The following is a 22,516-nucleotide window of genomic DNA, read 5'->3' on the forward strand; positions in this document are numbered from 1 at the left end:
TTAATACCACCAATCTATTGATTAAATTCATTTAGGATTTAACGTAACCTAATAAAACACCACCAACAATAACTAAAATACAGCCAAGTAAGATATAGCGGAATTCTCTTTTTGTTTTCGTTTCTCCTAAGAACCAAATACTTCCTAACGTTGAAATGATAATCCCTGTTTGTGAAAGTGAGAAACTAATAGCCAAACCAATTTTTTCCATTGAGATCAACATAAAGACATTTCCTAACGCCCATAACAAACCTGTCAAAATATTACGTAATGTGTACTGGCTCTTTATCTCTTGCTTCATTGAGAACAATAATGAACCAACTAGCATACCTACAGCTTGTGGTAAAATAACAGCCATTGCATCGACGCCTGCAGCATTAATGGTTATTGTATATAATCCATATCCAAGTGTAGAAAAAAGTAATGCTCTTGCTCCAGATTTTTTTTGTCCTTTAGAATCATCTTTTGTTTCTTTTGTATCTGAAACAGTGGTAAATGTTACACCAAAAATCAAAACAATAATAGCAATAATTCCCAGAATAATATCTCTAGTACTTGTCCATTCTTTAAACAATAGTACTCCCGCAAGTGTATTGACAATCAATTGCAATCCTGTTGAAATAGGCAAAGTATTGGATACTCCAATAAACTTCATACTTTGGAACTGTTGCATTTGTCCTAATGACCATAAAGCTCCTGACAATAATCCTACTAAAATAATTTTCATATCAATTGTTGGTTGATAAACAAAGTAAACACCTATTGCAAAAAGAACGGCTCCAGCTGACATTCCTACTGTCTGTTGATATGAGTTTCCACCTAATTTATTGCTCACTAACCCAATGCTGCCCCAAGCTATGGCAGGTATTAGTGCAATTAAAATTTCCATAAGTTCCATCTTCCTTTTCAATTTTATTTCATTGCCTTGTACATCATAACAGCTAAGTCACTATCTTAACAAGAAAAGTTCTTATATCTTAAAACAGTTTACAGGTTTATGGAACAAACTGCCAGAATATGATAAAGTAAGTAAATAAAATTTGAACAAATGGACAGAATAGAAATGAGGCCAATAAAAGAAATGACAACGTATGATGTATTAGTAGTTGGTGGAGGAACCAGCGGCATGATGGCTGCTATCTCCGCTGCAGAACATGGCGCAAAAGTAGCAGTAATCGAAAAAAACAGCTCTCTTGGACGTAAATTACTTGTTACGGGTGGTGGACGGTGCAACGTTACCAATAATCGAGATAAAGAAGAAATCATTGCTCACATCCCTGGAAACGGACGCTTTTTATACAGCGCTTTTTATCAATACGACAATTATGATATTATGGATTTTTTCAGATCAAATGGTGTTACTTTAAAAGAAGAAGATCATGGAAGAATGTTCCCTATTACAGATAAATCAAGAACGATTTTAGAAGCTTTGATTGGTATCATGGATCGGTTAGAAGTCGATATCTATACAGAAGCTCCTGTTGACACTTTATTATTTGATGAAGGAAAAGTAACTGGCGTCCAATTGCAAGATGGTCGCAACTTACAAGCCAGTTGTGTGATCGTCTCGACAGGTGGTAAAGCTATGCCAAGAACTGGCTCAACCGGTGATGGATATAAATGGGCAAAAAAAGCAGGCCATACCATCACTCCACTTTACCCTACAGAATCTCCTATTCTCTCTGATGAACCGTTTATCAAAGATACGACTTTACAAGGTCTTTCTTTAAGAGATGTTGCGCTCAGTGTGTTAAATAAAAAAAACAAAAAGGTCGTCACTCATCAAATGGATATGATTTTTACTCACTTTGGTATTTCAGGTCCAGCTGTCTTGCGTTGCTCTATGTTTGTTCATCAAACAATGAAACGCGATAAAACAGAGGAAGTTACCATGAGCCTAGACGCCCTTCCTAATGTGTCAAAAGGTGAATTAACGCAACAAATTCAGAGATTGATAAACAATGATGGCGATAAAAGTGCAAAAAATGCTTTGAAAGGCCTTGTGCCTGAACGTTATTTGCTATTCGCATTTGACAAAGCTGGGTTGGACGAAAATGCTCCGTTAAAACAAGCTGCACCAGATAAAATCACTCAATTGATTGAGTTCATTAAAGATTTTCAATTTTCAGCTAATGGTACTCAGCCGATTGAAAAGGCCTTTGTTACTGGAGGCGGAATCCACACGAAAGAAGTAAATCCAAAAACGATGGAAAGCAAATTCACCCAGGGACTCTTCTTCACAGGTGAAATATTGGATTACAATGGCTATACAGGTGGCTACAATATTACGGGTGCTTTTATCACAGGTCGAATTGCAGGAATGCATGCTGCTAAGCTGGCTTTATCAAAATAAAGAATTTTTTCAAAGTGAAAGGATGTTTTTTATGAAAAAGAAAATTGCGATTGATATGGATCAAGTTATTGCGGATATGGAAATGAGTTTTATTGAATTATTCAAAAAAGAATACCACGTTTCCTTTGAATCTATTGAAGAATATTTACAAGAAAATCCAAACTTTGATTTGGTTACAACAATTAAAGAACTTTATCCTATCATCAATACGTATGCGTTTTTCAGGAATATTCCCGTTATGAAAGATAGCCAAATGGTTTTACGCGAATTGGCCGAAGAGTATGATTTGTATATTGCAACAGCTGCTATGGATGTACCTAAAACATTCACTGCCAAATATGAATGGCTGCAAGAACATTTTGATTTCATTGATCCCCAGCATTATATTTTTTGCGGCGATAAGAGTATCGTTCATACAGATTATTTGATTGATGATTCTATTCGTCAATTAGAACGCTTTTCTGGAACAGGCATCCTATTTGTCAATTCATTAAATGAAACCGAAGATCGTTACATTCGTGCAAATAATTGGAAAGACATCCGCGATTACTTTTTGTCTATAAAAGATGAACTATAATTTATTTACTATTATAACTTCCAACAAGAGGCTGGGACAAAATCCCAGCCTCTTTTCTGTATACGAATGTTTACTCTAAAACGTGCTTCAAAAAGCAGACCGACGTCCACTTCACGAATAATGCTCGATGGTCGATGACCATACTGCGCTTATTCGTTCCAGTGATTCGGGTCTAAACGCTTTTTGTCCCACTCTCTTGTTTTTTGTCATCCATTCGTTTTCTAATATTACTCATGCATTAGGAAATAACTTGGTTGCATTTATTCTATTATCTAATCGTAGGTTGTAGCATAAACTACTTCTACAGACTGATTTTTATTATAAAAAAGTATAGTATGCTTTTATTATCTTACATATGAAAGAGGGTTTTAAACATGCAGATGACTTTGTCAGGCTTTATTCTAATTCCATTTTTTCTTTTAACGGTAGTCTATATCATGAGGAAGACGAGAAACAAATCTTTTACAATTTATCAAAAAATCACGATTTATTCTTTTGCTTTTTATTGTTATGCCGTTCTATATTTGACTTTTTTCCCTTTCCAAATACAAACGGGGATGTATGCAAACCAAACTCCTTGGTTGAGTCGGATTAATTTTGATCCTGTTCTTGATTTGTCCGCTTTACCCAACTTGCTTATGTTGGTTCCTTTATCTGTTTATTATTATTTATTGAAAAAAAAATCCACCTTTTTTAGAGCAGTTCTCTTAGGTTTCTCTATCAGTTTTGGTATTGAATTTGTTCAATTTTTAACCAACTACTTTTTAGGCGGCTGGCGTGGTGCTGATATTGCTGATATTGTAGTAAATACAATGGGAGCTGCTTTAGGGTATCTATTAGTTAAAATTGTATTTACTAATGAAACTTCTTCTTTCTTTCAAAAATTCAAACTCTATTCTTAAACATACAAAACCTCTTATCATTGCTTTTGAATGATAAGAGGTTTTGTACTCATTTTACTAGAGGTCTTCAGCCTTATAAGATTTTTTTAACATTAGCACCTTAAAATCCGTATTCTTCATCTTTCTTTTTACGCATTTCTTCAAATACATCATTGAACATAATTGTATCTTCAACCAATCGTTCAATCCGGAAAATAACGTCTTCATTGATGATTTCATTTCTATAAAAATCTTTTTCTTCAATAAACACATAGGTTGGAACAATCGTTGCCTTCATGTAAGCTAAAATGGGTTTTAGCTGTTGCTCCAGCATTAGAAAATGTTTAGGGGTTCCTGCAGTACCCACCATACTCACTACTTTGTCGCGAAATGCATTAACCGGCAATAGATCAAATACATTTTTTAAAGAAGCTGGAATAGACGCTTGAAAAGTCGGCGTTCCAATAATAAGAGCATCTGCAGCCATAATTTTTTCAGAAACGTATTTTGTATCTCCTTCATATTCCCAATAGTTTCTTCCATCACTAAAAATCATTTCATACTCTGCTAGATCGATTAATTCAAACTCTACCTCTAAATACTTCTCTTTTAAATTCGTTTCCACATAATTCATTGCTGTTCTTGTTTTCGTTCCTACAGTCGAACCCGAAATACCTACTATTTTCATTTATACTCACCTCTTTCTTAAACATTCGCTAGTTATTCTGTGATTTCCTGTTTTTACTGTGTGTCTTTCAGGGTCGTTCAGCATCCTTTAGTTGAGCTGCGTTCGACAGGCTCTCGGAAAAAACATAATTCTTGCAGGGGTGAAACATCCCTTTCAGAATTCTTTGTTTTTCTGCCAAGCCTAAACGTCGAACTCCGCATCCTTTATTTAGTGGTATATTTTTTTATGGCTGGGAGGATTTGGGTGGCAATAAGTTCGATATTTTTTTGAATTTTATCATAAGGAACTCCTCCGAAATCGATTTGAGCCATAAAGCGTTGTTGTCCGTATAATTCGTATTGATAAATCATTTTTTCAATGATTTGTTCCGGACTTCCTACCATTAATGCATCTCTGTAATCAGTGGATTGGGCAAATTGTTGTTTTGGATATCCCGCACCATTAATCGCTTGCATACCATAATTTAAATGTGGATAGTACTCACGAAGAGCATCTTGAGAGTTTTCAGCTGTGTAAAATAAGCTAGTTGTAGCAATTGGCAAAGTACTCGGGTCAAATCCATTTCTTTGGGCAGCTTCGCGGTAAACATCTACTGACACCTTAAAACTTGATGCTGGTCCTCCTAGTGTTGTTAACATCATTGGTATACCAGCATATCCAGCTTTCATTGCACTAGCTGGTGGCCCGCCTACAGCACGCCAAATCGGCAATTTCCCATTTTGAGGTTGCGGAAGAATTTGAGCACTTTTTAGTGGTGCACGATAGTTTCCTTCCCATGTTACACTATCTTCCTTGTTGAGCATCATTAACAGCTCTAGTTTTTCTTCAAATAGTTCTTCATAATCACGAACGTCATAACCTAATAAGCTATAAGCCCCTACACGTGACCCTCTACCTGCAACTATCTCCGCTCTTCCGTGAGAAATCAGATCTAGCGTTGCAAAGTCTTCATATACACGTACAGGATCAGAAACACTTAAGACAGTTGCTGAACTAGCTATTTTAATTTTACTAGTGGCTTGAGCAATAGCACCTAAAATAACGGTATGAGCTTGTGATGTAAAATGTTCTTGGTGACTTTCTCCGAGTGCAAAGACATCAATTCCAGCTTGTTCAGCTAGTTTAGCAGCTTCAATAAACTCTCCTATACGTTGCTCAGCAGTAATCATTTTTCCAGTGTGGGGATTTCCCATGTGATCTCCAATAGAATACAATCCAAATTCCATTCCTTTTGTTTCATCGATACGATATTCTTTCATCTCTGGTTTCTCCTTTTTGGTTGACTAGTCAAGTGATAGTTTAAAAAAATTATTCGGGTGGCAATTCTTTTCTTTCATTATTCTTATACAACCTAGTCAACATGTTATAAAGATTTTTCAGTTCTTCTTTAGTTAACGAATCTTCAAATAAAGATGTTTGAAAATCTAACTGCTCGGGCATTGCTTTTTCTAATACTTGTGTTCCTTTTGACGAAAGACTGATGGTCTTTTGTTTCCATTCTTGCGTTCTCATAACATATCCTTCTTTTTCCAATCGAGATAACATTCTGGAAATACCACCTTGAGTAACCGTCACTCTTTGAGCTAGTTCCGTTTGAGTCAAAGGTTGATAAACTTGAATTTGGACGAGCACATCAAACTGAGCACTTGTCAAATTAAAACGTTTCAAAAATTCATTGGATAACTGATTGCTTTGATTGGTGAAACGTAAGAGTCTTAGCCAAGTTAATGAAGCAAGTGTATTATTTTTCATGCTGACCCCCTTTAGACTTTCTTTCTATCACTTTACATGTCAAGTGATAGAAAGTCAACTTACTTTTAAAAAGTATTTTACAAAAAAGAACTTCAGACCAAAATTTTCATCTTTGGTCTGGAGTTCAATTCTATTTTTGTATTCAATTTGAATTTGCTTCAATAGATACAAATTCAGCTTTTATCATTTTTTGTAAATCAATGGTATTCACTTCAATCTGCATGCCTCTTTTTCCTGCTGAAACAATGATTTTTTCCATTTTTTTTGCTTGGCTAGAGATAAAGGTTGGAAAATCTTTTTTCATTCCAATAGGTGAACAGCCTCCACGAACATAACCTGTTGTTTTTTCTAGATTCGATAATGGAAGCAATTCTACTTTTTTGTTCCTGCTAACTTTAGCTAGTGCTTTCAAATCAAGCTCACTAGTACCCGGTATACAAGCAACAATCACACCTGTTTTATCACCTACAATAACCAATGTTTTGTAAATTTGATTTCTCGCTACGTTTAACTGCTCAAAGGCCGCTTCTGCTCCTAAATGATCCTCGCTCCATGGAAACTCATGTACTTGATAGGCAATCCCACTGCTTTCCAATCGCCGAATCGCATTTGTTTTTTGTACTTTATTTTTTTTCATTTGTATCATACTTTCTTTTCAAAGTAGTTGGAATAAGTTTAATATCCCTTTTGTATTACATAAACTTTTAAATAATCACTTTGTGGGTAATGAGGATTAATTTTGAAATCTTCAGGCAATGTATGTTTTTCCAAAATTTCATACGCTATCCCTTTATGATCAAATGCTGTTTCAATAAACTGCTCAAATTTTTCTGTTGATAGATTCGCTGCATTTGTAGACGCAATGATCACGCCATCTTCATTCGTGATATCAATAATATCTTCCAGTAATGCAGTGTAGTCTTTAGAAACACTAAATGTTCTTTTTTTCGAGCGTGCAAAGCTTGGCGGATCAACAACTACCGTATCAAATTTTAACTGTTTACGAATAGCGTATCTAAAATAATCAAACACATCCATTACGCGAATCGTTTGAAGTTCTGGATCTAATCCATTGACTTTAAATTGTTCTTTTGTCTTTTCTAGGCTACGATTGGCTAGATCCACACTTGTGGTATGGCTGGCGCCTCCCATTGCAGCAGCAACAGAAAAAGCTCCTGTGTAGCTGAACGTGTTTAAGACAGTTTTGTCCATAGAGTATTGTTCCAGAATACTGCGACGAACATTGCGTTGGTCTAAGAAAATTCCAGTCATTAATCCATCATTTAAATAAGTAGCAAAAGTTATGCCATTTTCTTTGATCAATAACGGTTCCGGTGCTTCTTCACCATAAACATGATTCGTTTCAGGCTTTGTTTTAGTTTGGTATCTTATTTTTTCGTATACCCCTTTGACATCTGAAACAACTGCAAGAAACGCTTTTAAAATCGTTTGTTGATGCTTGTAGATTCCTGCACTGTACCATGAGAAGATATAATAATCAGCATAGACATCAATCGTCAATCCACCAAGCCCGTCGCCTTCTCCATTGAAAAATCGGTAAGCATTCGTTTGATCATTTAACTTAAGATTCGCACGTTCAGCCAATGCCTGATTGAATAACCGTTCAAAAAAAGTTTGATCGATTTTTTCATTTTCATTCATGGTTAAGATCCAACCGTCTCCCTTATTTTGTTTAGCAAGATATGCTCGTGCAACAAATTTTTTGTTGTCGTCAAGCAATTCAACTATCGTTCCTTCAGATTCAATCGGTTCTTTCACAAAATCTTCTTTTAATAATACCGGGTAACCATCTCTTACCATTTGAGTTGCTCGTCTTTTTAATTTGTATTTTTCCACTATTTATAAACTCCTTTTTCCTTTTTATTTTGTCTAGTATACCATATATTGCATCTAATTAAGCTGTGAGAGCAATAAGAAAACCACTTGATTTATGACTTTCAAGTGGTTTTCTTATTTTGCCATTTTTTATACAGCCATTGACTTATTTCAAACAATACAATTCCAATCATTGTTCCAATTGTATTGAAAATTAAATCATCAATATCCGACACGCCTGTAAAGAAAAGAAATTGCATCGTTTCAATTAAAAATGAAACAGCTATTCCAATACCTAAAGAACGTAAAAACGTATACTTTCTTTTCATTAAATAAGCTGCGCCAAACCCCATTGGAACAAACCAAAGAATATTCCCATATAAGTTATAATAGTAGTCAAACAACGATGTTCCCTGAGTTAATTTTGCTGTTTCTACAAACGGTATCCAATTGATCTCACTTAAGGGACGCATAACAATGGACACATTCATAATGGAATTATCTTCGCGAAAAACCGTTAAATGAATCAAGAGAAGGATATAAAAAATAAACACATTTAAAACAATTTCTCTGCGCCATTTTATTGGCTGTTTCTTCTTTTTTTTGACAGCTAGAAAGACTCCACGTCCGATAAGCCAAAAAATAAAATAAACGAAGGTTTGATCAATACTGTGAAAAATTAATTCTACTAATGGAAAGTGATTGATTGATTCGCCAAACCTCGATTCAATCCAATCAAAGAGGGGTTGCAAAAATACCATTAAAAAATCCTCCTCATTTGTCATTACGAATCAAGTATACATTATTATTAAGGGATAGTTTATTCGAAGTACCTAAATTTTACTTAAACTTTACTTTTTGAAACCTATCCCTGATACAATAGACATTCGATTAAATTATTCAACTATTTTAAAGCGAGTAAAATTGACTATAATGTAAATAAATTGTAAAATGTGTTATGATGCAGGATTATCGCAGATTTCATTTAAAATTGAAATTTTCAAATTAAACTATCTATACTGTGGTCATTTATTTAAGGAGGATTCAACAGTGAACAACATAAAAAAATTACTACAAACGAGGCTGGGATTTTTTTCTTTAGTGGTTATCGTTTTTTGGATTAAAACCTATATAGGGTATCAAGCAGAGTTCTCTCTCGGTGTAGAAGGAATGATGCAACAATTTATTTTATTGATTAATCCAGTTGCGACAACGATTATTTTATTTTCAATTGCTCTTTATTTTAAGAGCTCAAAAAAGGCCTATATTGCCTTAATAACGGTCTACACATTAATGACCATTTTATTCTTTGCGAATATCCTCTACTATAGAGAATTTTCAGATTTCCTATCGGTCAGTACCATCTTGGGCGCTGGAAATGTTGCTGGAGGATTAGGAGCAAGTACTTTTGCTTTATTGCATGCAACTGATTTTCTATATTTAGTTGATATTTTCATTTTGATTGCTTTATTAGCTACTAAGAAAGTAACAATGGATAAACGCCCATTCAAAAAACGTTATGCAGTTGCAGCTACGATTGTTGGGTTTACCTTATTTGCTGGTAACTTAGCTTTAGCTGAAAGTGATCGTCCCCAATTACTGGCTCGTACATTTGACCGTAATTATATTGTTAAATATCTTGGTATCAATTTCTTTACTGCTTATGACGGTTATCAAACTGCTCAAGCTAATCAAGTTAAAGCTAGTGCGGATGAATCAGATATTGAAGGTGTCTTGAGCTATGTGGATGACCATTTTGCTGGGGCTGATGCTGAGATGTTTGGTATTGCCGAAGACCGCAATGTTATCTATTTACATTTAGAAAGTTTCCAACAATTTCTTATTGATTACAAATTAGAGACTGAACAAGGCGAAGCTCTTGAAGTTACGCCATTTATAAATAGTATCTACCACAATGAAGACACACAAAGTTTCAGTAACTTTTTCCATCAAGTAGGACAAGGTAAAACAGCTGATTCTGAGATGCTCCTTGAGAATTCTTTATTTGGATTATCCCAAGGTGGGGCCTTTACACAAGTTGGAGGTAGCAATACTTTCCAATCTGCTTCACAAATTTTAGGTTCAGAAAAAAATTATACGAGTGCTATGTTCCACGGTAACGTCGGTTCTTTCTGGAATAGAGACAACACCTATAAATCAATGGGTGTTGATTACTTCTTTGATGATGAATCTTACACATTCACTGAAGAAAATACGTTAGAGTATGGAATGAAAGATAAAATATTCTTTAAAGAATCTGTCCAATATTTAGAACAACTGCCACAACCGTTTTATTCTAAATTTATCACAGTATCTAATCATTTTCCTTACCCATTGGATGAGGCAAATGTCGATTTTCCAGCTGCTACAACGGGTGATAATACAATTGATAATTACTTTGTGACTGCTCATTATTTAGATCAAGCTATTGAAGAATTTTTCACCTATTTAAAAGAGTCTGGTTTATATGATAATTCGATCATTGTTCTTTACGGTGATCATTATGGTATATCTAATTCAAGAAATGAAACATTAGCACCCTTACTTGGAAAAGATCCTGAAACTTGGTCAAGCTATGACAATACTATGATGCAAAGAGTTCCTTATATGGTTCACATTCCTGGAACAGGTAATGGAAAAATCCATGACGAATTCGGCGGTCAAATCGATAGTCTTCCTACTCTTCTTCATTTATTAGGAATTGATACAAAAGACAATGTTTTACTTGGAACAGATTTATTCTCTGAAAACCATGATGAAACAGTTGCCTTCCGTAACGGAAATTTCGTAACTCCTAAATACACTGTTGATGGTTCAACTATCTATGACACTGAAACAGGTGAATTAATTGTAGAACCTTCAGAAGAAGTTCTTGCAGAAGTTGAACAACTAAGAATAGACGTAAATACTCAATTAAGTTTATCTGACAGCATTTTGACAAGTGATTTGCTGCGTTTCTATACTCCAGAAGGTCTTGTTACGACAAATCCAGCTGATTACGATTACCGTGACCAATTGGGACGTATGAAGGCTTTAAATGAAAGTTTAGGAACAGAAGATACAAGTATGTATAGTCAACATGGCGATCAATCTACTGTTGATTTATATAAAACAAATGCTCCAGAATTGTTAATCGATCCTGAATTAGTTGACGAAACACAACCAGCTGAAACAGAAGCTCCTGACGTTAAGGTTGCAGAGTAATAAACTATCTCTTAAATATTCGAAAAAGGTTGAATCCCTTAGGATTCAACCTTTTTTGTTCTAAAAAAGCTCTTCGTCAAATGGTGTGGATTCTTCAAAATAAAATTTCTTCTGGAATGGACAGGTTTGCTTGTGAAGCTTGAAAGCCGGTAAGCCTGTAGTTTTATCGGCTTTCAAGCTTCAAATAAACCGTAATCGCTGAAGCGCTAACGGTTTCTAATTCTCATTGAATCCTATTTAGGCTACAAGCAACCCTATTCCTCCAGAAATTTTTGGTGAGTAGGTTGATTCATCTATCCACACTAAAAATTATAGAACTTCTAAAAATCATTTAACTAACATTCCCTCTTATTAATTGCTTCACAGTTTTTTCATATTTAATGATTACAATAAAAATAGAATCACTATTCAAGTAGAAAGGAGTACTGTGTTTGACAATTGCTAAACGTGCTTACCGTCATTTACAAAATCATCCTTATTGTTTACTGTTTATGCTTATCTTTTACCTAGTTTATTTTATCCTAGCTTTTGTAGTTGCATTATTGGCCAAACAGTTTTCAGATTCTTCCGTTCAGTTAAGCAAAATTATCGCTTCTTTAGACTCACAACACACTTCACTGTATGAGCCCTTTAAAGTCTTAGAATCGATTACAACTCACTATACAATGGAATATCAGCACCTTCTCCTTTTAATTGTATTTGCAGGTACGCTTAGTATGGTAGTGATCCAGTTATTTTTAAGTCGATTTAGAAAAAAAGAATACCAAACCTATCTTTTGATGGGAGAACGGGTTTATAAGCTAACAACCCAATTAATAGTAGAACAACTTTTTTTAATCAACACGATTATATTGGTACTTCTTTTCATTTACAGTTTATTTACAACACCTGTAATGAATAAAATTTCTCATTTGGAATCTGAAATTTTACAACAGGAATTAAAGCCAAGTGCCTCTTTAGTACACTTACAAAGGAATTCTCCTTTATCGAGTAGTGAGAATGGAGATTTAACACGCTTCAACATTAACGCTTTTTTAATGGGTGAGTCTATTCACAACACCTTTACTCAAAACAACACCTTGCAAGCTTTTTTCTTAGTGGGAATCATCAACTTTTATAGCTTTATAGTTATCGGTATTCCTAATTATCTGCTGCTATCACTGAAAAAAAACACCCTTTCCTAATTTAACCGTCATGACTAAGGAGGAAATATTATGTTTAAACAATCTTTAAAAAAAGCTGACAATCATCCTGTATTTTCAATTAAACCTAAAACGATTTATAGTTTATCAGCTGAGGAAGTTGATTTCCCTATTTTGATGAAGCAATTTAATAGACAGTTAGGCTCTTTTCCTGGGGTCATTACAAAGAATGAAACGTTTATTGATTACTTAACTGTCCGAGAAAACATGCTGCTTGTTTTGTCCTTAGCATCTAATCAAATGAAACGCTCACTTAATTTAGTAGTAAATGAAGTATTAGAAGAACTCGATCTATCTGATGCCTTAGCTGATCAACCTTTTAAAGCATTGCCTTTAAACCTGTCACTTCAGTTGCAATTACGGTTAAATGAACTATGTAATAAAAAAGTCATTTTAGTAGAAGATTGTTTCAGGTTTGAATCTGCTTCTTCAAAACAAGATTGGTTATTGTCCCTCCGCTACTATGCACGTACAAAAGATTTTTCATTTATTTTAGTTACTTCCGATAATCAGCTTTTAGCTTCTGAGAAACCGTTTGATCTAAATCCTATCGCTTCCTCTTCAAGAAAAGTCAGTTAAAATACAAAAGGTTAGCAGAAGTTAGACAATTGTCTTAGCTTCTGCTAACCTTTTGTATTATTTTACTTATAGCTATTTAACCTATTTCATTTAAATCAAGTGGAAAAGATAAGGTAAAAGTTGTTCCTTCGCCCGGTAAACTCTCTACTTCAACACTTGCACCATGAAGATTTACCAATTGCTGAACGATTGCTAGACCTAACCCAGATTCTCCATATTTAGTATTTTTTCTTGAAATATCTGCTTTATAGTAACGTTCCCATATATTTTTAATTTCTTCAGCAGTCATTCCTATACCAGAATCTTTAATTTTTATGATGCTTTCATTCTCTCCATAATAACCTATAATACTAATTTCTCCATTAGTCGTAAATTGAATAGCATTTTGGATAATATTTACAATAATTTGAGAGAATCGATCGTAATCTGCATATACAACTAATTCTGTTGGACAGTCTAATATCAGTTCGTTTCCTGAATCACGAGCTTTTCCTTTCAGTTGTTCAACAATCATTTCTAACGCTTCATGTGCATCAAAAGTTTGTTTTTGCAAAGTAATTTGGTTAGATCGAATTTTTTCATAATCTAAGTTCTCATTTACTAAGCGTATTAGACGACGTGTTTCATTTTGCATCAATTGGATACTTCTCTGTTTTTGATTTTCTGGAATCATATCGTGCTCTAAACCTTCTAATAGCCCATTAATCGTTGTCAACGGTGTACGCATTTCATGTGCAGCATCAGCCATAAATTGTCTGCGTCGGTTCTCTTGACGTTCGATTTCTTCTTGAGAATTCTTTAAAGAATCAACCATGCTATTAAAATCAGCCGCCAAATCATCGAATTCATCCATTTCTTTGTTTTCTAAATGAACATTGAAGTCTCCTTTTGATACTCTATGAGTCGCACTTCTAATCCGATTGATTCTTTTCACTTGAAACTTAGCAAAAAGATAACTCGCTATAGTTGCACCCACAATTGAGAAAATAAAGGCGCTAAACAAATTATTGCGGATATCCTTTAGATTTGCTTCTATTGTACTGATTGGCGCACTAACGGCTATAAAGCCGTAGAATTCGCCCGTACTTTGAGTGAAAAAAGGCTGATAAACGATAGCAGTATTAATCTGATTACCAAAAAAATCTGTATTTCTTTGAGTTAATGAAATTGGTTCCCCATTTTTCAGCTTCTTAAAATCTTGATCTGAAATACCACTAATGTACTTTTCAGTTGTACTAGGGTAAATCATACTATCTGTACTATCAAATACAAAAATGGATACACCTTGATTTTTTAAAATAACTTGTCCATTTTCAAGTTTTTCCATCTGTAGATCTTCATCAATTAAAGCTTCAGCATATCCAAACAACTGAGTTTCAGTATTCTGATAAGCCGTGTTTCGGGCAAATTGTAAAAAAGAAAATCCTAGTATAATTAAGACGATCGTCACAACTGCAAAAAAAGCCAGCATTTGTTGGTAAAAGTAATTCAATCTCATGAGGAGACTCCAGAATCATCGTACTTATACCCTATTCCCCAAACGGTTTGAATCACTTGTGGACCCGTTTTATCAATTTTTTGACGCAATTTTTTGATGTGCGCATCTACTGTTCGCTCATCTCCAAAATACTCATAATCCCAAACGATCGTTAACAACTGTTCTCTAGAAAAAACTTGTTTAGGACTTTTGGCTAACGTATAAAGCAATTCAAATTCTTTTGGCGTCAAACTGTCGATGGGTTTATCATATAAAATGGCTTCTCGCGTTCTCTTATCCATTTTAAGATACTTTGTCTCCACTTCATAGGCTTTCTCATCTATTTTACCACCTTCATCATGAATTAAATCTACTCGGCGGTATAAAGCTTTTATACGAGCAATTAAAGTTAGTGGACTAAACGGTTTTGTAACATAATCATCCGCTCCAATTTCTAGTCCAATAACTTGGTCGCTTTCCGAATCCTTAGCTGTTAGCATAATAATTGGTATTGTTTTTGAAACTTTTCGTATTTCACGACAAATCTGCATACCATCCATACTTGGCAAATTTAAATCTAACGTAATCAAATCCCAATTTTCGGAATCATTTAGAAAAGCATCTAATCCTTCTTTACCATCTTGGACAAATGTAGCTTTCCATTCTTCTTTCATGAAAAACATTTCCATCATTTCGCATACGGATTGATTATCTTCAATCATTAATATATTCATGAAATACCCTCTTTCTCAAAAAAATTCTCTACCTTATTATACTCTTTTTACCATTGCAACTAAAGCATCATGCCGAATCATCTCATATTCTTCACTATTTCGTCAAAAAAAGAGAGTCAAGATCATTGTCTCAACTCCCTTCTCTCTATTAATTTAAAATGGTTAGTTCAACTTCTTGAATACCCCATTTGAACGACTCATCTATACTATCCATATGCAAGTCTACTCGATTTCCAATAATTGCACTTCCTGTATCGCCAGCGATCGCTTCTCCATATCCTTCAACATAAACTTTAGTGCCCAATGGGATTACAGTAGGATCTACCGCAATAACTTGAGGGTTTTGACTTAAGTCTATTCCTGAAGCAGTGATATTCGTTAGAGAAGGCTGATTTCGACTATAAGCAGTAGCAACTACCGTCATCTTTTCCGTTGAAGCATCAGAAGAAGCTGCACTTGTTTCTTCTATAACTGTATCTTGTTGGTTTGATACTGGGAGAGCTTCTTCGTTTGTTTCAGTTTCCCATGTAAGCTTTTCAGGTTTAATCGTTTCAGTAGTTAAATTTGTTTCAATTTGGATAACTTCGTCAATCTGCAATGGTGAATCATTTGTTACGTGTTCATTCCATTTTATCAATTCACTTACGTCAACTTCAAAAGCAGTTGCGATATTGATTAATGTATCTCCAGATTCAACTGTGTAGTCAACTGTATTCTTCTCTTCATTTTTAGTTTTTTCCTGATCCTCTTCAATACTAACCGGTTCTAATAAGAGTTCTTCACTAGATGGACTAGTAACTAAAGTTTGAACAATTGCTTTACTATCTTCTCTTTCATCAATTAAATAATCTAAACCATTTTGTATTTCTAATTCATCCGATTGTTTAGTTTTTGTTTCTTTTGATGTATTTTCGCTTTTCTCATTCTGAGCAGCTAAAACAGTTGTGATTCCAGTTGTTCCTAATGCCAACATAAATAAGGCAATGATGGATAAAACTATTTTTTTCATTGGATTATTTTCCTCCTATTTCAGTACGAGAAATATCATATCACGTACGATATAGGCTAAGGTTACTTAGGAATTAAGGGTCTGTAACACAACAATTTTGATTACCGTTTTCAAAGAGACAACTGTAAAGATTCTGAATATTCAACCAAAATTTATTCCAGGTTATTTTCTCATAATGCATAAAATTTTTATGCTTACTGCTGACAGAACAAGTTTTAGAACCTAACATTTTTCTAATTAAATATTCATTTTGGGTGTTATTTAATTTTTCTTGTTGTGCATTTCCTTTGACTAATTATTACAAAACCAATCACTTAATCCTCTTATTTTTAATCATTTTTTCTATTTCATCCTATTTTATGTGTTTTATTACAATTCTGTAACAATAAGTATTCCGTTTTCATTACTTTACAGCTGTTTCTAATTTTTTGTTTTGTAAAAAATGTACCTCGTCTACTACCATTTCAACCATAAAAACAGTTTCTTCTTCTTTATTGATGTAAGACCTTGACTGAATTTTTCCAGTAAGTCCTACCATATGCCCTTTCTCACAATAAAGTTGGATAAGTTTCGCTACTTGTCCCCATGCAACAATAGGAATAAAGTCAGTTGATGGACTATTTTCTTTCTTCCCTCTTCTTGCTACTGCTAAGGTATTATTAGTGACAACTTTGTCTTCACCAACTTCTTTAAGCTCTACTTCTCTTACTAAACGCCCAACTAATCCAATTTGATTCATTTTCTTTCCTCCTTTTGTTTTACTCTATTTACTATCTGCAATTCTAATGTTTTTACTTTTTTTTCGATCAATTAAATACTAAAAAGCAAAAAACAACACAAAGAAAATTACTTGTGTTGTTTTTTGCTTTCATTTAACTTCATATAAGGTTTACAATTAGTTGACTATTGTAGGTTTTGTAAAGTAACTAAAAATGTGCACCCATATTTCCTTTTCAAAAATAGCAAATGGATTTCCATCGCCTAATACACCATAACCGATCATTGCTCCAATAATAAAAGCGAGAGCAATCAAAACAATCACAAGTACTATTTTTAGAATAAATGTGGCAATTTGAAGTCCTATTTTTTCCTTAGTCATTGGTTCACCTCATTTTGATCGACTATTTTTTAAAACTTGCGCTTTTTTTTCGTCATATTTTCTAATAAAATTCCTGTTCCTAATGCAACAGAGTCTAATGGTTGTTCAGCAGCAAATACAGGGACTCTCAATTGTTCAGAGAATAGTTGATCAATACCATCTAATAACGCGCCACCACCAGTTAAAATCACTCCACGATCAATAATATCTGCAGACAATTCAGGAGGCGTTTGTTCTAATACATCTTTAGCTTGTTGGACGATCATCGTCATAGATTCAGCTGTAGCTTTTTGAACTTCATCTGAAGTAATTGTGATTGTTCTAGGTAAACCAGTAATCATATCACGACCTCTAACTTCCATTGAGTCGTCACGTTTACCTGGGAAAACTGTTCCAATCTCTTTTTTAATTGTTTCAGCTGTACGTTCACCAATCAACAACTTATGTGTTTTCTTAACAAATTGTGTGATTTCATTATCTAATTGATCTCCAGCTACTTTTAATGAGCGACTTGTTACGATTCCTCCCATTGAAAGAACTGCAATATCGCTTGTTCCACCACCGATATCAATAACCATATTTCCGCTTGGTTGGAAGATATCCATCCCTGCTCCAATAGCTGCAACTTTAGGTTCTTCTTCAAGGTAAACATTTTTCCCGCCGCTTTTCTCAGCTGCTTCAATAATCGCTTTTTGTTCAATTGTTGTTATATTAGTTGGGCAGCAAATCAAAATATTTGGTTTTGATAAAAAGCCCTTAACATTTAATTTATTAATAAAGTGAGTTAACATTGCTTCAGTTATGTCAAAATCAGCAATGACTCCTCCTTGTAATGGACGAATAGCACGAATGTTGCCTGGTGTACGTCCAACCATTAAGTACGCTTCTTCTCCAACTGCTAAAACACGTTTTGTTGTAGTATCGATTGCAACGACTGAAGGTTCATTTAAAACAATGCCTTTTCCTTTTACATGTATCAATACATTGGCTGTACCTAAATCTATTCCTATATCTCTCGCCATTACTTGTTTCTCCTCTCAAGCTCTTGTTCGTTCATCTTTGACTACTCTTTTAAAAGTAAAGTAGCCATCTAATTTACTATTATAGCATAACTTGTATCATTCTTAAATGTCGAATTAAAGACATTTAACTAAATTTAATGGTTTTTGTTACAGAAGTTTGCATTCCAAGAAGAAACAAAAAAAATAAAAGGTTATTACTTTTACTGTTGCTTGATTAAAAGCTATCTTCTTACATTGAAGGTTTCTTTTTGAGGCATAAGACTAGTGTTAGACAAGTAAAATAAGCCTTTTAAAGCACCACTTCTTAAGTGTTTACTTTAAAAGACTTATATTAAAACCTATTTTCTAAATATATAAAAGATTATTTTTTATCACTTATGATTACGAAAATAAACGTTCAAGCTCAGTTTCTTCCATAGTACCTTCTGTAGACTCTTCAACACGTTCTACATCTGCACCCAAAGCTTGTAATTTTTTATGGAATTCATAATAACCGCGATCCAGGTATTCTAAATGCGTTACCCTAGTGTAACCTTTTGAAACCAAACCAGCGATAATCAAAGCAGCTGCAGCTCTAAGATCTGTTGCTGCAACTTCAGCTCCTTGTAACTCAGCTGGTCCGTAGATGACTAATGTTTGGCCTTCAATTTTAAATTCAGCATTCATACGACGCAATTCTTCCATATGCATATAACGGTTTTCAAATACCGTTTCTTTCATTGTACTCGTACCTTCAGCAAACACTTGTGCAATTGTCATTTGTGCTTGCATATCTGTTGGGAAACCAGGATGTGGCATTGTTTTGACATCTGTTGCCTTTAATTTATCAGGTCCAATAACACGTAATCCATTATCTTCATCTTTAAATTGAACACCCATTTCTTTTAACTTAGAAATCAATGGTTTGTTGTGTTCTGCAACAGCATCTTCAATAAAGATGTTTCCTTTTGTAACAGCAGCTGCAATCATAAATGTACCCGCTTCAATACGATCTGGAATAATGCTATGCTCCGTACCTGTTAACTCTGTTACACCTTCAATACGGATACTTTCAGTACCAGCACCAATAACTTTAGCTCCCATACGATTTAAGAAGTTTGCTAAGTCAACAATTTCTGGCTCGCGCGCAACGTTTTCAATAGTTGTTGTTCCTTTAGCTAGTGTGGCAGCCATCATAATATTTTGTGTAGCTCCAACACTTGGAAAATCTAAGTAGATGTGAGCTCCTTTTAATTGATCGGCGAATGCTTCGATATACCCATTTTCGATATGTACTTCCGCACCCATCGCTTCAAATCCTTTTAAATGCAAATCTATTGGACGTGTTCCTATAGCACATCCTCCAGGAAGAGCAACTTTTGCATGTCCTAATCGAGCTAATAGGGGTCCCATTACTACGATTGATGCACGCATTTTACTTACATATTCAAAAGGAGCCTCATAATGTAATTCCTTTGTAGCGTCTAAAGTAATTTCTTTTTCAGTTTCGTTAAAATCAACAGATAAATTCAAGTGGCTTAAAACTTCATTAATAGTGAATACGTCAGATAATATGGGAACATTCGTTAATTTACTTTGTCCCTTACTTGCTAAAATGGTGGCAGCTAAAATAGGCAATACGGCATTTTTTGCCCCTTCTACTTTCACTGTACCAGTTAGGTGTTTTCCACCTCGAACGACAATCTTTTCCATGTAGTATCCCTCCAAAATTTTCATTGTCTTTATCACAACTGTGTGAGGTAAATAGTACAAGACAACATTTAATAGTATAACACGAAGCCAAGTGAAGGTACAAACTTAACCGATGTTTTAACATAAATTTAGTTAATTCTTAATAAAACAAAAAAATTAAATTTTGTGAGGTTAGTAAAAAATCCATAAAAAACGTACTTACTGTGTATCCTATAGTTATAGACACAAACAAGTAAAGTACACGAGCTTGTCCAATATTATTCTTTTTTAACAATTTTTCTATTCTAATCCCTTTTAATGCCCAAAAAGTCAGCAACACAAAAAATAAATGAGATACAACAGTAACCAGAGCTTGCACACCTAGAAAGTTCATATTTTTAGTTCTCTTCCCTTCTAAATCCTATCACTATACTAACATAAAAGAAGCCGAAAGAACATTTTCTTGACTTCAAATTGTAATATAACGAGTTCAGCAATGTTATTCTTTTTTTGGTCAAAATAAAAAAAGGTGGAACAAATGCAGACGAGCTGCTTTATTCCACCTTTTAATTAACCTCTTTTATGCTTAGAAACAGTAATTCGATTGACAGCTTTTCTTAAAGATATTTCTGCACGTTTTGAGTGGCTCTTATTCTCAACGGCTTCTGTCTTACGCAATTCTTCTTCTGCACGCTGTTTCGCTTCAAAAGCACGTTCAACATCAATGTCTCTTGCACGTTCAGCACTATCCGCAATAATGGAACAAACGTTATCTCTAACTTCCATAACTCCACCATTTACAGCGACCCAATCTGCAGCATCTATTGAAACACGTTGTATGCGGACGGAATTAATAGTAAGTGGCACAATAATTGGCATATGATTTGATAAAATACCAATTTCTCCATCCACTGCTTTAGCAATCACGCTACTTGCTCGATGATTGTAGACGATTCCAGCAGGCGTAACAATGTTTACTTGCATTTCACTCATCACGTTTACCTCCTAGTAACCCATTGACTCTGCTTTAGCCACAACTTCTTCGATTCTTCCTACATTACGGAATGCATCTTCTGGTAAGTGATCATAACGTCCATCAATAATTTCTTTAAATCCACGTACTGTTTCTTCAACAGGAACATATGAACCAGGCAAGCCAGTAAAGGCTTCAGCTACATGAAAATTTTGCGATAAGAAGAATTGGATACGTCTCGCTCTAGATACCACGATTTTTTCATCTGTAGATAATTCATCCATTCCTAGAATAGCAATAATATCTTGCAATTCACGGTAACGTTGCAATAATTGTTGAACTTCTGTAGCAACTTTATAATGCTCTTCCCCAACAATTTCAGGAGATAACGCACTAGAAGTTGATGCTAAAGGATCTACCGCTGGATAAATCCCTTGTTCCGTTAATTTACGTTCCAAGTTGGTTGTTGCATCTAAATGGGCGAAAACTGTAGCTGGCGCTGGGTCAGTATAGTCATCCGCTGGTACATAGATCGCTTGAATAGATGTAATGGAACCTTTGCTAGTTGAAGTGATTCGCTCTTGTAATTGTCCCATTTCTGTTGCTAAAGTGGGTTGATACCCAACTGCTGATGGCATACGACCTAGTAAGGCCGATACTTCTGATCCAGCTTGTGTAAATCGGAAAATATTGTCGATAAACAACAATACATCTTGTCCAACTTCATCTCTGAAGTATTCTGCAATCGTTAATCCCGTTAACGCCACACGCATTCTCGCACCAGGTGGCTCATTCATTTGACCGAATACCATCGCTGTACGTTTGATAACGCCAGAACCTTGCATTTCAAAATACAAGTCATTTCCTTCACGCGTACGTTCACCAACACCGGTAAACACAGATATCCCACCATGTTCTTCAGCAATATTATGGATCAATTCTTGAATCAGAACAGTTTTACCTACTCCTGCTCCACCGAATAGACCAATTTTACCACCTTTTAAATAAGGAGCTAATAAATCAATAACTTTAATTCCAGTTTCAAGAATAGCCGTATTGCTGCTTAATTCATCAAATACTGGAGCATTACGATGGATTGGATGACGTTGTACGTCTTCTGGAAATGGTTCTTTTTCATCGATTGTTTCACCTAAAACATTAAACATACGTCCTAGAGTTTCTTCCCCAACTGGAACAGAAATCGCTTTTTCAGTATCAATAACACTCATACCACGTTGCAGTCCTTCTGTAGCTTCCATGGCAATCGTTCTAATAACACCATTTCCTAACAATAAAGCTGTCTCTAAGACAACCGTTTCATTCTTACTCTTGTTTTTTTCAACAATGAGAGCATTATTAATTTCAGGCATAGTATCGTTTATTGGAAATTCTACATCCACAACAGGTCCTATAACTTGAACAATATGTCCAATACTCATTCGTTATTCCTCCCATTTAC

Annotated in this window: 23 protein-coding genes; 6 read left to right on the forward strand and 17 right to left on the reverse strand. The window is 34.6% G+C overall.

What is annotated here, in order from left to right; genetic code table 11:
* Positions 1-31 precede the first annotated feature (31 nt).
* Complete coding sequence (locus BLT48_RS05055) at positions 32-889, reverse strand: GRP family sugar transporter (RefSeq protein WP_089975860.1); 858 nt, start codon at positions 887-889, stop codon at positions 32-34.
* Between the two features lie 159 nt (positions 890-1,048).
* Here BLT48_RS05055 and BLT48_RS05060 point away from each other — a divergent pair, with 159 nt between their 5' ends.
* From BLT48_RS05060 to BLT48_RS05070, 3 genes are all read left to right on the forward strand, one after another.
* Positions 1,049-2,353: a BaiN/RdsA family NAD(P)/FAD-dependent oxidoreductase gene (locus BLT48_RS05060; protein WP_143019103.1), complete on the forward strand. Its 1,305-nt coding sequence runs from the start codon at positions 1,049-1,051 to the stop codon at positions 2,351-2,353.
* A gap of 31 nt (positions 2,354-2,384) precedes the next feature.
* A complete protein-coding gene (locus BLT48_RS05065; protein WP_035023737.1) occupies positions 2,385-2,930 on the forward strand; it encodes a 5' nucleotidase, NT5C type in 546 nt (181 codons plus the stop codon).
* A gap of 437 nt (positions 2,931-3,367) precedes the next feature.
* Positions 3,368-3,832 (forward strand): VanZ family protein, encoded by a 465-nt coding sequence (locus tag BLT48_RS05070; RefSeq protein WP_089978662.1) that lies wholly within the window; start codon positions 3,368-3,370, stop codon positions 3,830-3,832.
* Between the two features lie 100 nt (positions 3,833-3,932).
* Here BLT48_RS05070 and BLT48_RS05075 read toward each other — a convergent pair whose 3' ends face one another.
* The 6 genes from BLT48_RS05075 to BLT48_RS05100 all read right to left on the reverse strand — a co-directional run bounded on the left by BLT48_RS05075 (position 3,933) and on the right by BLT48_RS05100 (position 8,848).
* Positions 3,933-4,499 (reverse strand): NADPH-dependent FMN reductase, encoded by a 567-nt coding sequence (locus tag BLT48_RS05075; protein WP_035023739.1) that lies wholly within the window; start codon positions 4,497-4,499, stop codon positions 3,933-3,935.
* Between the two features lie 203 nt (positions 4,500-4,702).
* The gene (locus tag BLT48_RS05080; RefSeq protein WP_089975866.1) at positions 4,703-5,758 is read right to left on the reverse strand and encodes an LLM class flavin-dependent oxidoreductase; all 1,056 of its coding nucleotides are present in this window, start codon (positions 5,756-5,758) and stop codon (positions 4,703-4,705) included.
* A gap of 49 nt (positions 5,759-5,807) precedes the next feature.
* Positions 5,808-6,251, reverse strand: coding sequence for a MarR family winged helix-turn-helix transcriptional regulator (locus tag BLT48_RS05085; protein WP_035023745.1), 444 nt, complete (start codon positions 6,249-6,251; stop codon positions 5,808-5,810).
* Positions 6,252-6,393: 142 nt separating this feature from the next.
* On the reverse strand, positions 6,394-6,888 hold the full coding sequence (gene ybaK / locus BLT48_RS05090) for a Cys-tRNA(Pro) deacylase (RefSeq protein WP_089975868.1): 495 nt from the start codon (positions 6,886-6,888) through the stop codon (positions 6,394-6,396).
* Positions 6,889-6,926: 38 nt separating this feature from the next.
* Positions 6,927-8,108, reverse strand: a complete 1,182-nt coding sequence (locus BLT48_RS05095) for a class I SAM-dependent rRNA methyltransferase (RefSeq protein ID WP_089975871.1) — start codon at positions 8,106-8,108, stop codon at positions 6,927-6,929.
* Between the two features lie 101 nt (positions 8,109-8,209).
* A complete protein-coding gene (locus tag BLT48_RS05100) occupies positions 8,210-8,848 on the reverse strand; it encodes a VanZ family protein (RefSeq protein WP_035023750.1) in 639 nt (212 codons plus the stop codon).
* Positions 8,849-9,137: 289 nt separating this feature from the next.
* On the opposite strand from BLT48_RS05100, the gene BLT48_RS05105 reads away from it, so the two are divergent.
* The 3 genes from BLT48_RS05105 (at position 9,138) to BLT48_RS05115 (ending at position 13,072) form a co-directional block, all read left to right on the forward strand.
* A complete protein-coding gene (locus BLT48_RS05105; RefSeq protein ID WP_089975874.1) occupies positions 9,138-11,291 on the forward strand; it encodes an LTA synthase family protein in 2,154 nt (717 codons plus the stop codon).
* 431 nt (positions 11,292-11,722) lie between these two features.
* Positions 11,723-12,475, forward strand: a complete 753-nt coding sequence (locus tag BLT48_RS05110; RefSeq protein WP_089975877.1) for a hypothetical protein — start codon at positions 11,723-11,725, stop codon at positions 12,473-12,475.
* Between the two features lie 30 nt (positions 12,476-12,505).
* Complete coding sequence (locus BLT48_RS05115; RefSeq protein WP_035023756.1) at positions 12,506-13,072, forward strand: hypothetical protein; 567 nt, start codon at positions 12,506-12,508, stop codon at positions 13,070-13,072.
* 76 nt (positions 13,073-13,148) lie between these two features.
* On the opposite strand, the gene BLT48_RS05120 is transcribed toward BLT48_RS05115, so the two are convergent.
* From BLT48_RS05120 to atpD, 10 genes are all read right to left on the reverse strand, one after another.
* On the reverse strand, positions 13,149-14,570 hold the full coding sequence (locus BLT48_RS05120) for an ATP-binding protein (protein ID WP_176944075.1): 1,422 nt from the start codon (positions 14,568-14,570) through the stop codon (positions 13,149-13,151).
* The gene (locus tag BLT48_RS05125; protein WP_035023758.1) at positions 14,567-15,283 is read right to left on the reverse strand and encodes a winged helix-turn-helix domain-containing protein; all 717 of its coding nucleotides are present in this window, start codon (positions 15,281-15,283) and stop codon (positions 14,567-14,569) included. The genes BLT48_RS05120 and BLT48_RS05125 overlap by 4 nt, the downstream gene beginning before the upstream one ends.
* 148 nt (positions 15,284-15,431) lie before the next feature.
* Positions 15,432-16,292 carry a 3D domain-containing protein gene (locus BLT48_RS05130; protein WP_089975880.1) on the reverse strand — a complete coding sequence of 287 codons (861 nt, stop codon included), beginning with the start codon at positions 16,290-16,292 and terminating at the stop codon, positions 15,432-15,434.
* 403 nt (positions 16,293-16,695) lie between these two features.
* Positions 16,696-17,031: a single-stranded DNA-binding protein gene (locus BLT48_RS05135; RefSeq protein WP_035023762.1), complete on the reverse strand. Its 336-nt coding sequence runs from the start codon at positions 17,029-17,031 to the stop codon at positions 16,696-16,698.
* A gap of 156 nt (positions 17,032-17,187) precedes the next feature.
* Complete coding sequence (locus BLT48_RS05140) at positions 17,188-17,391, reverse strand: DNA-directed RNA polymerase subunit beta (RefSeq protein WP_035023764.1); 204 nt, start codon at positions 17,389-17,391, stop codon at positions 17,188-17,190.
* 29 nt (positions 17,392-17,420) lie between these two features.
* Positions 17,421-18,413 carry a rod shape-determining protein MreB gene (mreB, locus tag BLT48_RS05145; RefSeq protein ID WP_035023766.1) on the reverse strand — a complete coding sequence of 331 codons (993 nt, stop codon included), beginning with the start codon at positions 18,411-18,413 and terminating at the stop codon, positions 17,421-17,423.
* A 381-nt stretch (positions 18,414-18,794) separates the two neighbouring features.
* Positions 18,795-20,105, reverse strand: coding sequence for a UDP-N-acetylglucosamine 1-carboxyvinyltransferase (murA, locus tag BLT48_RS05150; protein ID WP_089975883.1), 1,311 nt, complete (start codon positions 20,103-20,105; stop codon positions 18,795-18,797).
* Between the two features lie 139 nt (positions 20,106-20,244).
* Positions 20,245-20,478: a DUF1146 family protein gene (locus BLT48_RS05155; protein ID WP_089975887.1), complete on the reverse strand. Its 234-nt coding sequence runs from the start codon at positions 20,476-20,478 to the stop codon at positions 20,245-20,247.
* Between the two features lie 176 nt (positions 20,479-20,654).
* The gene (locus BLT48_RS05160; RefSeq protein WP_089975890.1) at positions 20,655-21,077 is read right to left on the reverse strand and encodes a F0F1 ATP synthase subunit epsilon; all 423 of its coding nucleotides are present in this window, start codon (positions 21,075-21,077) and stop codon (positions 20,655-20,657) included.
* Positions 21,078-21,089: 12 nt separating this feature from the next.
* Positions 21,090-22,496 carry a F0F1 ATP synthase subunit beta gene (atpD, locus tag BLT48_RS05165; RefSeq protein ID WP_035023775.1) on the reverse strand — a complete coding sequence of 469 codons (1,407 nt, stop codon included), beginning with the start codon at positions 22,494-22,496 and terminating at the stop codon, positions 21,090-21,092.
* Positions 22,497-22,516: the final 20 nt, after the last annotated feature.

Origin of the sequence: Carnobacterium viridans (assembly GCF_900102725.1) — a bacterium.
Lineage (GTDB): Bacteria > Bacillota > Bacilli > Lactobacillales > Carnobacteriaceae > Carnobacterium_B > Carnobacterium_B viridans.

Excerpts from the sequence above, each read along its gene's own strand:
- BLT48_RS05135 (WP_035023762.1), bottom strand. The coding sequence starts at position 17,031 with ATGAATCAAATTGGATTAGTTGGGCGTTTAGTAAGAGAAGTAGAGCTT.
- BLT48_RS05075 (WP_035023739.1), bottom strand. The coding sequence starts at position 4,499 with ATGAAAATAGTAGGTATTTCGGGTTCGACTGTAGGAACGAAAACAAGA.
- BLT48_RS05060 (WP_143019103.1), top strand. The coding sequence starts at position 1,049 with ATGGACAGAATAGAAATGAGGCCAATAAAAGAAATGACAACGTATGAT.
- BLT48_RS05155 (WP_089975887.1), bottom strand. The coding sequence starts at position 20,478 with ATGAACTTTCTAGGTGTGCAAGCTCTGGTTACTGTTGTATCTCATTTA.
- BLT48_RS05130 (WP_089975880.1), bottom strand. The coding sequence starts at position 16,292 with ATGAAAAAAATAGTTTTATCCATCATTGCCTTATTTATGTTGGCATTA.
- ybaK (WP_089975868.1), bottom strand. The coding sequence starts at position 6,888 with ATGAAAAAAAATAAAGTACAAAAAACAAATGCGATTCGGCGATTGGAA.
- BLT48_RS05120 (WP_176944075.1), bottom strand. The coding sequence starts at position 14,570 with ATGAGATTGAATTACTTTTACCAACAAATGCTGGCTTTTTTTGCAGTT.
- BLT48_RS05085 (WP_035023745.1), bottom strand. The coding sequence starts at position 6,251 with ATGAAAAATAATACACTTGCTTCATTAACTTGGCTAAGACTCTTACGT.
- BLT48_RS05125 (WP_035023758.1), bottom strand. The coding sequence starts at position 15,283 with ATGAATATATTAATGATTGAAGATAATCAATCCGTATGCGAAATGATG.
- BLT48_RS05080 (WP_089975866.1), bottom strand. The coding sequence starts at position 5,758 with ATGAAAGAATATCGTATCGATGAAACAAAAGGAATGGAATTTGGATTG.
- atpD (WP_035023775.1), bottom strand. The coding sequence starts at position 22,496 with ATGAGTATTGGACATATTGTTCAAGTTATAGGACCTGTTGTGGATGTA.
- BLT48_RS05065 (WP_035023737.1), top strand. The coding sequence starts at position 2,385 with ATGAAAAAGAAAATTGCGATTGATATGGATCAAGTTATTGCGGATATG.
- mreB (WP_035023766.1), bottom strand. The coding sequence starts at position 18,413 with ATGGCGAGAGATATAGGAATAGATTTAGGTACAGCCAATGTATTGATA.
- BLT48_RS05140 (WP_035023764.1), bottom strand. The coding sequence starts at position 17,391 with ATGACTAAGGAAAAAATAGGACTTCAAATTGCCACATTTATTCTAAAA.
- murA (WP_089975883.1), bottom strand. The coding sequence starts at position 20,105 with ATGGAAAAGATTGTCGTTCGAGGTGGAAAACACCTAACTGGTACAGTG.
- BLT48_RS05055 (WP_089975860.1), bottom strand. The coding sequence starts at position 889 with ATGGAAATTTTAATTGCACTAATACCTGCCATAGCTTGGGGCAGCATT.
- BLT48_RS05100 (WP_035023750.1), bottom strand. The coding sequence starts at position 8,848 with ATGGTATTTTTGCAACCCCTCTTTGATTGGATTGAATCGAGGTTTGGC.
- BLT48_RS05160 (WP_089975890.1), bottom strand. The coding sequence starts at position 21,077 with ATGAGTGAAATGCAAGTAAACATTGTTACGCCTGCTGGAATCGTCTAC.
- BLT48_RS05070 (WP_089978662.1), top strand. The coding sequence starts at position 3,368 with ATGAGGAAGACGAGAAACAAATCTTTTACAATTTATCAAAAAATCACG.
- BLT48_RS05115 (WP_035023756.1), top strand. The coding sequence starts at position 12,506 with ATGTTTAAACAATCTTTAAAAAAAGCTGACAATCATCCTGTATTTTCA.